Origin of the sequence: Chishuiella changwenlii (genome assembly GCF_900142565.1) — a bacterium.
Classification (GTDB): Bacteria; Bacteroidota; Bacteroidia; order Flavobacteriales; family Weeksellaceae; genus Empedobacter; species Empedobacter changwenlii.
On sequence record NZ_FRBH01000002.1, the window covers coordinates 155,892 to 169,601 of the forward strand.

General features: G+C 28.0%; 15 protein-coding genes. 10 read left to right on the forward strand and 5 right to left on the reverse strand.

Annotated features, from left to right (window positions below):
- Window positions 1-36 precede the first annotated feature (36 nt).
- Window positions 37-1,488, reverse strand: a complete 1,452-nt coding sequence (locus BUA86_RS02410) for a TonB-dependent receptor domain-containing protein (RefSeq protein WP_229731930.1) — start codon at window positions 1,486-1,488, stop codon at window positions 37-39.
- A gap of 24 nt (window positions 1,489-1,512) precedes the next feature.
- Window positions 1,513-2,022 carry a TonB-dependent receptor plug domain-containing protein gene (locus BUA86_RS16235; protein ID WP_229731933.1) on the reverse strand — a complete coding sequence of 170 codons (510 nt, stop codon included), beginning with the start codon at window positions 2,020-2,022 and terminating at the stop codon, window positions 1,513-1,515.
- Window positions 2,023-2,200: 178 nt separating this feature from the next.
- Between BUA86_RS16235 and BUA86_RS02415 the strand changes: the two genes are divergently transcribed.
- Complete coding sequence (locus BUA86_RS02415) at window positions 2,201-2,875, forward strand: ABC transporter ATP-binding protein (RefSeq protein WP_072929515.1); 675 nt, start codon at window positions 2,201-2,203, stop codon at window positions 2,873-2,875.
- Window positions 2,875-3,639 (forward strand): TIGR02757 family protein, encoded by a 765-nt coding sequence (locus tag BUA86_RS02420; protein WP_072929517.1) that lies wholly within the window; start codon window positions 2,875-2,877, stop codon window positions 3,637-3,639. Before BUA86_RS02415 ends, BUA86_RS02420 begins: the two co-directional genes overlap by 1 nt.
- Before the next feature lie 10 nt (window positions 3,640-3,649).
- Here BUA86_RS02420 and BUA86_RS02425 read toward each other — a convergent pair whose 3' ends face one another.
- Together BUA86_RS02425 and BUA86_RS02430 are read right to left on the reverse strand one after the other, a co-directional pair.
- On the reverse strand, window positions 3,650-4,291 hold the full coding sequence (locus BUA86_RS02425; protein WP_072929519.1) for a hypothetical protein: 642 nt from the start codon (window positions 4,289-4,291) through the stop codon (window positions 3,650-3,652).
- 26 nt (window positions 4,292-4,317) lie between these two features.
- A complete protein-coding gene (locus BUA86_RS02430; protein WP_072929521.1) occupies window positions 4,318-5,220 on the reverse strand; it encodes a glycosyltransferase family A protein in 903 nt (300 codons plus the stop codon).
- Between the two features lie 269 nt (window positions 5,221-5,489).
- Between BUA86_RS02430 and BUA86_RS02435 the strand changes: the two genes are divergently transcribed.
- Window positions 5,490-6,077 (forward strand): helix-turn-helix domain-containing protein, encoded by a 588-nt coding sequence (locus BUA86_RS02435; RefSeq protein WP_072929523.1) that lies wholly within the window; start codon window positions 5,490-5,492, stop codon window positions 6,075-6,077.
- Window positions 6,078-6,229: 152 nt separating this feature from the next.
- Window positions 6,230-6,880 carry an alpha/beta hydrolase gene (locus BUA86_RS02440; protein WP_072929525.1) on the forward strand — a complete coding sequence of 217 codons (651 nt, stop codon included), beginning with the start codon at window positions 6,230-6,232 and terminating at the stop codon, window positions 6,878-6,880.
- A gap of 2 nt (window positions 6,881-6,882) precedes the next feature.
- Here BUA86_RS02440 and BUA86_RS02445 read toward each other — a convergent pair whose 3' ends face one another.
- On the reverse strand, window positions 6,883-7,398 hold the full coding sequence (locus BUA86_RS02445; RefSeq protein ID WP_072929527.1) for a Smr/MutS family protein: 516 nt from the start codon (window positions 7,396-7,398) through the stop codon (window positions 6,883-6,885).
- Between the two features lie 123 nt (window positions 7,399-7,521).
- On the opposite strand from BUA86_RS02445, the gene BUA86_RS02450 reads away from it, so the two are divergent.
- From BUA86_RS02450 to BUA86_RS02475, 6 genes are read left to right on the forward strand one after another with little or no spacing between them, the layout of a single operon-like run.
- A complete protein-coding gene (locus tag BUA86_RS02450) occupies window positions 7,522-8,388 on the forward strand; it encodes a UbiA prenyltransferase family protein (protein WP_072929529.1) in 867 nt (288 codons plus the stop codon).
- Window positions 8,388-9,707, forward strand: coding sequence for an FAD-binding oxidoreductase (locus BUA86_RS02455; protein ID WP_072929530.1), 1,320 nt, complete (start codon window positions 8,388-8,390; stop codon window positions 9,705-9,707). Before BUA86_RS02450 ends, BUA86_RS02455 begins: the two co-directional genes overlap by 1 nt.
- Window positions 9,707-10,432: an SDR family NAD(P)-dependent oxidoreductase gene (locus tag BUA86_RS02460; RefSeq protein ID WP_072929532.1), complete on the forward strand. Its 726-nt coding sequence runs from the start codon at window positions 9,707-9,709 to the stop codon at window positions 10,430-10,432. Before BUA86_RS02455 ends, BUA86_RS02460 begins: the two co-directional genes overlap by 1 nt.
- Window positions 10,432-11,022: an HAD-IB family hydrolase gene (locus tag BUA86_RS02465; protein WP_072929534.1), complete on the forward strand. Its 591-nt coding sequence runs from the start codon at window positions 10,432-10,434 to the stop codon at window positions 11,020-11,022. Before BUA86_RS02460 ends, BUA86_RS02465 begins: the two co-directional genes overlap by 1 nt.
- 35 nt (window positions 11,023-11,057) lie before the next feature.
- Window positions 11,058-12,566, forward strand: coding sequence for a hypothetical protein (locus tag BUA86_RS02470; RefSeq protein ID WP_072929536.1), 1,509 nt, complete (start codon window positions 11,058-11,060; stop codon window positions 12,564-12,566).
- Complete coding sequence (locus BUA86_RS02475; RefSeq protein WP_072929537.1) at window positions 12,566-13,708, forward strand: glycosyltransferase; 1,143 nt, start codon at window positions 12,566-12,568, stop codon at window positions 13,706-13,708. The genes BUA86_RS02470 and BUA86_RS02475 overlap by 1 nt, the downstream gene beginning before the upstream one ends.
- The last annotated feature ends 2 nt before the right edge of the window (window positions 13,709-13,710 follow it).

Sequence of the window (13,710 nt, forward strand, 5' to 3'; positions counted from 1 at the left end):
AAACAGCTTAGAAAGGTTTAAAAAAAAATTCTTAGATTAAAATCTAAATGTAGCACCAACTTGGTATCTTGTTCCATCTATGCGGAATTCCGATGCTCCAGTACTATTGTAAACTTGTCTATTAAAAATGTTATATACTCCTAGGTTAAATTGAAAGTTATTTGTGAATTTGTATATTCCTCCTAAGTCAACTAATGAATAATCTGCAATGGTTGTTGTTGCAGCATTCCCTCTCGAAATTCCAGGAAGAGATTTACTTCTGAAATTATATCTAGACCAGAAATCTAAATCCTTTGTCGCTTTCCATTCTAAAATAGTATTTGCCATATGTTTTGGTAAACGAGATAAAGATTTACCTTTTAAATCACCTGACTTTACTTCAGATTCTGTAAATGTGTAATTTGCTTTAAGGTTTATATCTTTTGTAAATCTCAATGTAAGATTGGTTTCTAAACCATGAATTACAGATTTATCTACATTTGATTGTCGAGAAACGAATAAATAATCTTTTCCATTGTATTCGCAATTGTCACACAATCTAACTTCTGTAATTTTGTCTTGAAAGTTGGTGTTATATGCTGTAACACTTGCGCTAAATGTTTTTTTATCATTTTCGAACATAACAGTTAATTCTTGATTAAAACTTTTTTCTGGTTTTAAGCTAGAATCTCCAAGAATAACTCCTGGAACTGGAGCATTTGCACCACCTGTTATAGATCCCCAATTATCTGTAGATTGTCTTAGTGATGGAGCTTTGTATCCACTTGCAACACCTCCTTTTAAAGTGAAGTTATTGTTTATTGAATAAATTAAATACCCTCTTGGAGCAATGTGAGAACCGTAGTTTTCATTATTATCATAACGTATCCCTGTTACAAAATTTAATTTTTCAACTAATTTCCAATTCATTTCAGCAAATAAAGCCCAATTGTATCGTTTTATTTCACTTTGTATAACACCGTTATTTTCGAATTGATTTTCAGGGTCATTTAATTTCTCATTTCTAAATTCACCACCAAAAGAAAGAACGTGTTTCTTGAAATCGTAAGTATTAATTGAATTTAAAATTGTTGTTTGATATCTCATTCCACGAGAAAAATTATCACTCTTATCGTGTTGCAAAGTATTGTTTAATCTTAATTTTCCATATTTACCTTGATGACCTAAAGCATAATTGATACGATCATAATCATCAAAACTTGTAGTACTTCTACCTCCAGCAGCAAGAGATTTTCCTATTCTAGAATACCTTTCTTGTCTATTGTAATTAAAGTCTGCAGTAATGGTATTATTATCATTTGGGTTATAACTTAATTGTCCACCAATACTTTTGATTGTTCTTTCTGGGAACCCACTAATAATTTTATCTTCGTCACGATGAGAATATAATCCATTAAGTTTAAGTCCTAACACATTTTTAATTAAAGAACCAGAAACGTTTGCATTAACTTGATAAGTGTTTCCTGCATCTGAATTAGTTGTAATCATAGCGTCAGTACCTAATGAACCTCTCTAACCAGTATTAGAAGTTTTTTTTGTAATAATATTAATAACTCCTCCCATAGCATCAGAACCATATAAAGTAGACATAGGTCCTTTTACAACTTCTATTCTTTCTATTGCTTCTACTGGTGGCATTAACCCTTGTTCTAAACCTGGACCGTCAGAGTTTGGACGAATAGCTCTCGTATTGGCTCTTTTTCCATCAATTAAAATTAATGTATATCCAGCATCAGCACCACGAATAGAAATATCACTAGATCCTCCACCTCCAGTAATAAATACTCCAGGTATATCTTGTAAAACATCTGTAATATCACGATAGGCTCTTTTCTTTATTTCAGATTGAGGAATAACAGATATTGTTGCTGGTGCATCTTTAACATTTTGACGGTAACCACTTCCTGTTACAACAACTTCGTCAATTTCTATTTTAGAAACCGAATCATTTTTTTCTTGTGCATTTAAGTTAGATATAGATATCAGACCAATTGCAGATAAGATGATTGTATTTCTTAACATGTATTAATTTTATTTAGAATTAATTAAAATAATTTTTTAATGCCACAAAACTAGATGTTAAAGAAGTTATAATAAAGATGAAATTTGGAGTTATTTCGATGAATAAAGTTGTAAATTTATTATATCAAGACAAGAAAAATCTTGTTTATAACATCATCGAATATTGTATCTTTACATTATGATTAAAGCACAAAATATTGTCAAGAAATTTGAAGACTTAGAAGTTCTGAAAAACGTTTCTTTGTCTATAGCAGAAAAGGAGATTGTTTCTATTGTTGGAGCTTCTGGAGCAGGTAAAACAACTTTACTTCAAATTTTAGGAACTTTAGAAAAAAGTACTGAACCTAAAAAATACGCTACTCAAATTTCTATTGCTGGACAAGATATTACAAAGTTAAATGATCGTGAATTATCTAAATTTCGTAATGATAATATTGGTTTTATTTTTCAGTTTCATCAATTATTACCAGAGTTTAATGCATTAGAAAATATCTGTATTCCAGCATTTATTAAGAAAACGAAGAAAGCAGAGGCAGAAAAAAGAGCAAAAGAATTAATGTCTTATCTTGGTTTATCTAATCGTTTAACACATAAACCAAATCAACTTTCGGGTGGAGAACAGCAACGTGTGGCAGTAGCACGAGCTTTAATAAATAATCCTAAAGTTGTTTTTGCTGATGAGCCATCAGGAAACTTAGATTCTAAAAATGCCGAGGAGTTACACGACTTATTTTTTAAATTAAGAAATGAGTTTGACCAAACATTTGTTATTGTTACCCATAATGAAGAGTTAGCGGATATGACGGATAGAAAATTGGTAATGGCAGATGGTTTATTTGTAACAGATTTGTAATGAATAAACAAGAACTGAAGGCTTTTTTAGACGAAAAGTATACACAATACAATACATTAGAATTTATTGATAGTGACCCTGTCCAAATCCCGCATAGATATAGTTTAAAAGAAGATAAAGAAATCGCAGGTTTCTTAGCTGCTACTATTGCGTGGGGTAATCGTAAGATGATTATTAATAATTCGAATAAAATGATGCAATTAATGGGGGATTCTCCCTATGATTTCATTATGAATTTTTCTTCTAATCATTTAAATAAATTAGATGGCTTTGTTCATAGAACATTTAATGCCGAAGATTTAAAATACTTTATGACATCACTCCGAAATATTTATAAAAATCATGGAGGATTAGAAGCTGTTTTTGCAAAACATCAAGCAGTTGATTCTATTCAAGGAGCAATATCAGAGTTTAAAAAAGTATTTTTCGAATTAGAACATTTACAACGAACGACAAAACATGTATCTGATCCGTTAAATAATTCTGCGGCTAAAAGAATAAATATGATGCTTCGTTGGTTTTGTAGACATGATAATAATGGAGTAGACTTAGGTATTTGGGATTCTGTTCCAACCTCAATTCTTTCTTGTCCTTTAGATGTACATTCTGGTAATGTAGCTCGAAAACTTGGTATACTTACTCGTAAACAAAATGATGCAAAAGCATTAAAAGAATTAGATACTAAGTTGAGAGAATTAGATCCCAATGATCCAGTAAAATATGATTTTGCATTATTCGGATTAGGAGTATTTGAAGGTTTTTAGAAAATAATAGTTAAACTTTTGGAATTGTTTTCCAAAACCAACTAGCCGGAAGCCCATATAGAGCCAAAGCAAAATAATAAATAGCACCTAAACAAATAGCTGTTTGTGGTTCGTCTAAGAAAATTCCACCATGTGTTTTGGCTTCATCATAACCAATTCTTGTCAAGTTTTCGTCGTTTAAACCAAATTCAGGAACAATCGAAGAACCAATAGCAACACCAATTAGTAAAAAGAAATAGGTAATTGCAGCATAAGCAGAGCGTAATATTTGTTGAGATCTTAGGTCGTCATTCACATTAAAAAATGCGAATCTCATACGATTAAAAACGGCTATAAGATAAATGTATGCAACAATGTTATCTCCTCCAATAATACTATTAAATGCCCAAGCAAATAATCCGTAAGCAGGCACAAAGATAAGCAAAGAGATTTTGCGTGGCATAACCGCCATAAAAACTCCAGAGTGTATCATAATAAATTCAAATCCCATTAAACCTGCCATTTGGAAAATTCTATTTGGATCTACTAAATGAGGAGAAAACCACACACTGAAGTATTGATAAGACATAAATCCCATCATAATAATATCTACAAGTACAAAGCTAGGTTCTATTTTTTCTATGAAAGATGAATTCTTTTTAGGCTTTGACATACGATAGATACTTATTTTTATGAATGCTATGCTTTTACATTTTTTAAAAATGGTTTTGCTAAATAAATTACTCTAGCAAAAGACCTTAAAGTAAAGTTATGAATATCTTTTATAGTTTCTTGATAAGGTTTGTTATATTTTGATGAAAAAATAAGATAACCTATTAAATTTCTAAAAAGTACTTTTGGATACTGCCATTTTTTATTAGCGTAAACATTAAGAAACGTTTTAAAATTTTCTGCTAAACCAAAGGCATTTTGATCGGAATAATAGGTATTAGACAAAGAAATTGAATCACCATCATCTCGTATATAATTTCTTAAAGGATCATTTATACAATAATGATTACCAATAGTATCAAAATAATACTGATAAACACCTTCAGGTATAAAACCTTTGTGTTTGTATTTTTCTAAATCTACAGGGATTTTTTTATAAATTTCTGTTGTTGATAATCCCCATTTATCGCCTTTTAATTGGTATTTATACCTCATATCGAAGATACTCATTGACATACCTGAATCTGGAAATTTATGACCATCAATGTGTCCATTTTCATCTTTAGCTAGTACAGAAACAAAGGCAGTATTTTTTGGTGCGGTATTCCAATAATTTAGTAGCTTTTCAAAAGAATCATCATCAAAAGAATCATCAGAATCACCTAAAATAAAAAATTTCCCTTTTGCTAATTCAACACCTTTAAAAACAGTTACAAATTTGTGATTATTTTCTTGCTTATAATATCTAATATTAAAATCTGAGTTTTCAATAAAACGATCTACAACTTCTTTTGTATTATCTGTTGATCCGTCATCAATAATAATCCATTCAAAATCTCTAAAAGTTTGTTTGTTTAAAGCTTCATAAACTCTGTGTAAAGTATGTGCTCTGTTATAAGTGGGTGTAAAAAAGCTGATTAAAGGGGTCATTTCAATTGTTTAGTTTCGTTCATTCAAAAGTAGAAAAAAAAAATAAGCAAAAGTTAGTTTTACATTATTCATCTAATGTTTTTTGGTATAAATTAGCGCCGAATTACTAAGAAGTTTAGTGTTGTTTTTTTGTTTTAGAATAATAGTTATGCAGAAAAAAAGGCTGATGTTTAGAGGGATTCTTTTATAAAATTAACATTTTTGATGTTTAAATTACTTCTTTAAAATATTATATTTATTGAATCTAAACACTAATAAAAAATTGAATTATGGTAAAAATACTTGTTGGAGAAGAGTATAGACGAATAAATTTAAAAGGAGATTTACGTAATAACTATGCGATATCTAACTTTGGAAACTTAGTTAGCTTTACAAGTTGCATAGAAGAAAATGGAAAATTATTAAAAGGAAGTTACGTTAATGGATATAGAATTTTACGTTATAGTTACAGAGACGAAAATGGAGAAAAAAAATATTCTCAAAACTTGATTTATCATTTAGTTGCAGAACAATTTTTACCTCCACCTACAGAAGATCAGACTTATTTATTGCATGTTAACCATGTAAAAGATTATGATCATGTAGACAACTTAAAATGGGCAACAAAAGATGAATTTAGAGATCATTTTATGAGTAGTCCATTGTACGAAGAAGGAAAGAAAAAGTCGAGAGAAACCAGACAAAAAATGGATGGTACAAAATTGACAACAACGGATGTTATTAGAATAAAAAAAATGATAGCTAATCCGAATCGTAAAACAAGATTAAAATTAATAGCAAAACAATTTGGTATAAGTGAAATGCAATTATACCGTATAAAATCTGGAGAGAATTGGGGTCATTTAAAAATTGATTAAAAATATATTTTAGAAAAAAAATGCCAATAAACTTTTTGTTTATTGGCATTTTTTATTTTTTAATTAAAGAGCTTGTAATATTTAAAATATAAAAATCGAATAACAATTTTTTGATGAGGTTATTTGGTTGTAGTTTTATCAAAAATTAAGTAATGAAAGAATTAAATGCTATTCAATATATCGAAAGAAAACCAGTTGTAAAAACAGAGAAAACTCCTTTGTTTGTATTAATACATGGTTATGGAAGTAACGAGGAAGATTTATTTTCTTTCGCTAATGATTTACCAGAAAATGCACATATAATAAGTGTAAGAGCATTGCATAATACACAGTTTGGAGGTTTTGCATGGTATGATATTAATTTTGTTGATAATGAAAAATGGACAGATGTAGAACAAGCAATAGAATCTAGAGATAAATTAGTAAAATTTATAGATGCTATTATCGCTCAAGAAAATTTAGATGCAGATAATGTAACATTAATGGGATTTAGTCAAGGTGCAATTTTAAGTTATGCAATTTCATTAAACTATCCTGAAAAAATAAAAAATGTAGCTATTTTAAGTGGTTATCCAGAGTCTAAAATTATTGCAGATTTTAATCAAAATGCAGATTTCTCTCATCTTAACTTTTTTATTTCACATGGAACAGAAGACGTAGTGTTACCAATAGATTTAGGAAAAATGGGAGAGGAGTTTTTAAATTCTCTGAATATTAAATTCGAATACCATGAGTACAGAAGTGGACACGGTATTATTCCTCAAAATTATTTTGATTTAATGGCTTGGATTAAAAATTTCTAAGCTTAAGTATATTTTACTTCTATGGCGTCTCCGTGATATTCTTTGAAGGATGCGTCATAGAATTCTAAATTTGTGTAGCGGTATAACAATTCTGTTAATTCTTTTTTTAATACACCTTTTCCATATCCATGGATTAGAATTAATCTTACTTGGCTTTCAAACATTGCACGTTCAATTTCATTACGAGCAACATCTAATTGGGTCTGAATAATTTCTGCATTATCCATATCTCGCCAATTATCAACTAAGTTTTCAATGTGTAAATCAATCTCTCTTGTTAAATAGGGATGTCTATGAGATTTACGAAACGTTTTGAATTTTGGTTTAGAAAATTCTTTAATTTCTTCATCACGATATTCATCATAATCAATGTCAATATCTTTTATTAGTTCATCAATATGATATTCATATTCGAAACCAAAATCATCATTAAAATAAACAAAATCACCTTTTAGTTTTGTTATTTTACCAGCAATCTGATCGTCGATGACTTTTACTTTTGTTCCTATTTTGAACATTGATTATTAATTTTCTACAAATTTAATAATTATTTTACGAGTTTTTAATTTCTCCTTAGTTCTAATATCAATCATTATTGTATTTTTGTTTTCACTAACTAACCAAATGAATAATTAACCTACATGAAACACTATCTAAAATTAATACGTGTTAGTCAATGGGTAAAAAACTTTTTTGTTTTTATTCCCATATTTTTCTCAGGTAATTTTTTTAATACCAATTTATTAATAGAATCCTTTTTCGGGTTTCTAATATTTTCATTTGTAGCAAGTAGTATTTATATTATCAATGATTATGTTGATATTAAAAAAGATCAAAAACATCCAGAAAAGAAAAATCGACCATTAGCAAGTGGAGTAATAACAAAAAATAATGCACTAATATTATTTTTTGCATTAGTTGTAATTACAACTATATTAATATTTCTATTTGGAAATTTCAAAGTAGGAATAATTGTTGGAGTTTATTTTTTGATGAATTTGGCTTACTCTTTCAAATTAAAACAAATCGCAATATTAGATGTAATGATTATTGCATTTGGTTTTCTGTTAAGAGTAATGGTTGGGGGATATATGACAGGAATTGTTGTAACAGATTGGACTATTCTCTTGGTTTTTGACCTTGCTTTAATTTTAGCATTAGGAAAACGAAGAGGAGAATTAGTAAATTCTGAATTAGAAGGAGTGACAAGAAAATCTTTAGATGGTTATAATGTCAATTTTCTTAACTCAGCATTAGTCATAACATGTACAGTTGCAGTGATTTGTTACTTAATGTTTATCCTTTCACCAGAAACACAGTTAAAATTTCATCACTATATTATTTACACATTTGTTTTTGTTTTTGCAGCTCTTATGCGTTATTTACAACAAACATTTGTTTATTTTAAGACTGAATCTCCAACAAAATTAATCTTTAAAGATTTATTTTTACAAATATTAATTCTTTTGTGGGGTGCAAGTTATTTATTGTTGATTTATTTTAAATAATGGAAAATAAAAAATTAACCTCAGTTACTAATTGGGGACTTTATCCTACTATAAAAGCGAATGTAATTTCGCCAACTACGATATTAGAATTTCAAGAAGCAGTTTTATCTCATAGTGAAATTATTGCAAGAGGAAACGGTAGATGTTATGGAGATGCTTGTTTACAAAATACAATTATCTCAACATCAAAATGGAATAAATTTTTAGATTTTGATAGAGAAAACGGGATTATAGAAGTTGAATCTGGTGTAAGATTAGATGAAGTGTTAGAAACCTCTATTCCTGCTGGTTTTTTTATTGCTGTAACACCAGGAACAAAATTTATAACGGTTGGTGGTGCAATTTCTTCTGATATTCATGGTAAAAATCATCACATTGATGGATGTTTTTCTGATCATTTAATTCATTTTGATTTAATGATAGAAACAGGAGATGTGATTCGTTGTTCTCGAAATGAAAATGTAAATTTATTTTGGTCTACTGTAGGAGGAATGGGATTAACAGGAATTATTCTTTCTGCTCGTTTTATGCTTAAAAAAATAGAAACAGCTTACATTCGAAATGAAGCCATTCAAGCAAAAAATTTAGATGAAATTTTTGATTTATTTGAGTCTTCTGAATCATGGACGTATAATGTTGCGTGGTTGGACTGTTTACAGAAAGGAGATAATTTAGGAAAATCAATCATGTTACGAGGAGAGCATGCTACATTTAATGAATTACCTGAAAAATTAAAGAAAAATCCATTACAAGTAAAAAAGAAATTAAACTTAAATATTCCATTTTTCTTCCCAAATTTTGCATTAAATACATTATCAATTAAAATATTTAATTGGTTGTATTTTAATAAACAAGGAAAAAAACATCTAAAAAACTATGTAGATTATGAAACATTTTTCTATCCATTAGATGCTGTACATAATTGGAATAGAATTTATGGTAAAAATGGATTTATACAATATCAATTCGTTATTCCAAAAGAACATGGTAAAGAAGGAATGCGTAAGATTTTAGAAAAAATTGCATCAAGTGGTAATGGTTCTTTTCTAGTTGTTTTAAAGTTATTTGGAGACAACAATCCACAAGCTTATAATTCTTTTCCGATGAAAGGTTATACACTCGCTTTAGATTTTAAAGTAAATGATAAATTAGAGAAATTAATTAAACAATTGGATGAGGTTGTTATGCAATATGGAGGACGTATTTATAGAACAAAAGATGCTATGTCAAATCCTGCATTAACCAATTATTTACAAAATATAGATTCAACTAAATTTGAATCTATCCAAAATGAACGTATCAATAGATTTAAAAAATAATGATAATAATAGGATCTAATTCTGATGTAGCAGTTGCTTTCGTCGAAAAAATATTAAAAGAAGGAGAACGTTTTCCTATGGTTTATTTGTTAACTTCTAACGAAAATAAAACAAAAAAATTAGCTCAACATTTTTTTGCTAAATATGGACAACAATCAGAAGTTATTAATTTTGATTTAACCCAAGAAAATAATTTTGATCAACTAAACCATATTGATTCTGACTTACTTTTTTGTGCTGCAGGTGTTTTAGGTAAAAATACAGACGAAGGTTTGTATGATGATTGGAATACACAGAAAATTGTAGAAGTAAATTATTCAAAATTAATTGTTTTGATGAATTATTTTGCTCAAAAATTTGAAGCTAAAGGAAAAGGAACAATTATCGGATTATCTTCTGTTGCAGGTGAAAGAGGAAGACAAAGTAATTTTATTTATGGTTCTGCTAAAGCAGGTTTTACAGCTTATTTGGCAGGATTAAGAAACTATCTATATCATAAAAAAATTCATGTTATGACAGTTATTCCAGGTTTTATGGATACACAAATGACAGCAGATATAGAAACTCCTAAACCATTAACAGCTCAACCAGATCAAGCTGCAAATATTATATATAAAGCTTACAAAAAGAAAAAGAATGTTGTGTATGTTACGTTTTTATGGTGGGGAATAATGATGATTATTCGAAATATTCCAGAGTTTATATTTAAGAAATTAAAAATGTAATGAATAGAAAATTATATTTATTTGATTTTGATGGAACATTAACAAAAAAAGATACATTATTTGATTTTTTAAAGTTTTCTTTTGCTGATACTTATAAAATTAATTATCTTTTGTTTATACCTTTATTTTTCTGTTCTAAATTAAAATTTGTAGATGCGGGAAAAGTGAAAGAGATGTTTATCTCTAAATTTATGAAAGGTTTATCTTTTAGTGAAATAGATTTATTGGCTCAAAATTATTTTAATCATAATTTTTCAACGCTAATTCATCCAAAAGCGGACGATTATATAAAATCTATTAATAACTATCATGATAAATTTATTGTTTCGGCTTCTGTTGATTTTTGGATAAAACCTTTTGCGGAATATTATGGTATGGGACTTATCTCTACCAAAGCAGAATTTAATGAAAAAAATATTTTTACAGGGAAGTTTGCTTCTAAAAATTGTAACCATCAAGAGAAAAAAAATAGAGTAGAAAAAGAGATAGATTTAACTTTCTACGATGAAATATTAGCTTTTGGAGATACAAAAGGAGATAAAGCAATGTTTTCTTTATCAACAAAAAGTTATTATAGAGAATTTAATTAATTATATTTGCCTAGACCTAACTAAACTAACACTAAATGGAAAACTCTATCGATAAGAGAAAGATTTTTATTGCCTCAATTTTTATTATTGCACTTAAGTCTATTTTCTTTTTTACCAAACATATACAAGAAGATGCGTTAATAACGTGGCGAGTTGCTCGCAATATTATAGAGTTTGGTGTCTATGGTTATAATGGAGCCGAAAAAATATCAGCCTCAACAACCCATTTGTATGTCTTTGTAGGAGTTATCTTTCAAACAATCTTTGGGGAAGGAAACTTCATTTATCCATTATTAATTTTTAATACAATTTTACTTACAATAGGAATTTATTGGCTAGGGAAATTATTTTTTAATTCATCTACAAAAATTATTCTTTTTATACTTTTTGTTAGTTTTCTACCACCAGCAATAAAAATGTCAATTCTGGGAATGGAATTCGGTATTTTATTCTTTTTTTATATTGCTTTAATTAAATTCGGATTTGTAGAAAGAAAGAAATGGGCATTTATTGTATTTCCAATATTAATTTTATGGACTCGTATTGATACTTCAATCTTCTTAGGATTATTATTTATTTATGATGTTATTCAGAATCGTAAATGGAATACAGCTTTAATGATAGGTGGAATTTTAGCCATATTATCAACAGTAGCATTTAACTGGTTTTATTTTGGTGAAATCGTAAATAATACAATCACTTCAAAAAAGAATAACTATCCAAGTGCAGATTTTGCAGAAAGAATAAATCAGTTTACATATTTTGGACCTAATTATTTTGGAATAATAAAATTCCCGACCTCATTATATAATTTCTCAACAATTATATTATTTCTAATTTCTTTAGGATGTTTAGTGTTATTGAAAAATAAATTAAAAGATAATCGTACTAAAGTAATTACATTTTTATTTTTATACGGATTTTTTAAAACAATAATTTTTGGTTTTGCTAATTCTTGGTTTGACTGGTATTATTGGATTCCTCAAATATTCCTATTTCTACCTATTATTGTATTTGTACTAGACTTAGAAAAATTTAAACAAGCTTCTATTGCGTATTTTATTATAATTTTTATTCCATTTACTGCTTATCAGGCTGTACATTCTATTGCAACTGGACATGGAGAATGGAATCATGCACGTAAAATAGGATTGTATTTAGATTCTATAGAGCCAAATAAGAATAAATATATCTTTCTTGAGCCAGCAGGTTACATTCCATATTTTTCTAAATTAAAAGTAATTGATTATGTCGGTTTAGTAGACAAGAGATTAACAGAAGAAAATATTGTAAAGAATGGAATAGAGGTAGGATTTTCTAATTTGATTAATAAAGCTAAACCAGACTATATTTTAGAGGATTATAAACCAATGTTTCAAGGAAAATTAAAAGATAAAACAATATATGATGATTATGAATTAATTAAAGAATTCAAAATATCAAATGTTGCCGAATCTGATAATCCTATTTTGGATAAAATATATAAATTTAAACCTTCAGGAAGAGATTTTTATTTATATAAACGTAAATCAACGGCGAAGTAATGACTGCTAAAAAGAAAATATTAATCAGAATAGGCTCGCTTCGACATGGGGGAGCTGAAAAAGTATTGGTTACTTTTCTTAAAAATCTATCGCCAGAAAAATACGAAATCGATTTGTTGTTGAACTTATATTCAGGTAAATATTTAAAAGATGTCCCATCATGGGTTTCTATTTATTATTTGAATAAAGGTGAAATGATTACAACGAATAGATTACAAGATATTCCTCAGAAAGCTTTTAGAGTAATTTATCAATCAATTTTAAAGAAATTTCCAAGATTACTTTATCGTTATATTTTATCAAATAAAAAATACGATATAGAGTTTGCGGCAATTGATGGAATTGCAGATGAAATTTTAAATTCACCAATAAAATCATCAAAAAAAATAGTTTGGATACATTCAGATATATTTAGTCAAACAAGATATAGTAGTCAAGATTTAAGAAAGTTTTTCTCATTTGATAAAATATTAGTTATATCAGATAAAATAATGGATTCTTTTCAAGCTATTTCGAAAACTGAAGTAGAGAAAAATAAGATTGTTAAGATTTATAATCCTATTGATGCAGACGAAATTAGAAGTTTATCTAAAGAGAATTTAAATTTAGAGAAATCTAAAGAAAAAGTATTTCTAAGTGTAGGAACTATATATCCAGCAAAAGGTTTTGATCGCCTATTAAGAATGCATAAAAGATTAATTGATGAAGGATTTCAGCACGAAGTATGGATTGTTGGTGATGGATATGATTTTCCTGCTATATCAAAACTTGTTGAAGAATTAAATATATCAAATACGGCTAAACTAATAGGTTTTAAGGAAAATCCTTATCCTTACTTTTTACAAGCAGATTATTATATACTTTCTTCTCGTTATGAAGGTTATCCAACTGTTCTATTTGAAGCAATGGTTTTAAATAAACCAATAATTGCTACAGATGTTTCAGGTATTAAAGAAATGCTGAATAATGGAGAATTGGGTTATATTATACAAAACGAGGAAGAAGCAATTTATGATGGAATGAAATATTTTATTGAAAATCCAGAAGTATCCATAAAATATGAACAGATAATTCAATCAAAATCATTACCATTTGAATTGGAGAACGCGGTTAAATCAATAGAACATTATTTTATAGATTAAGA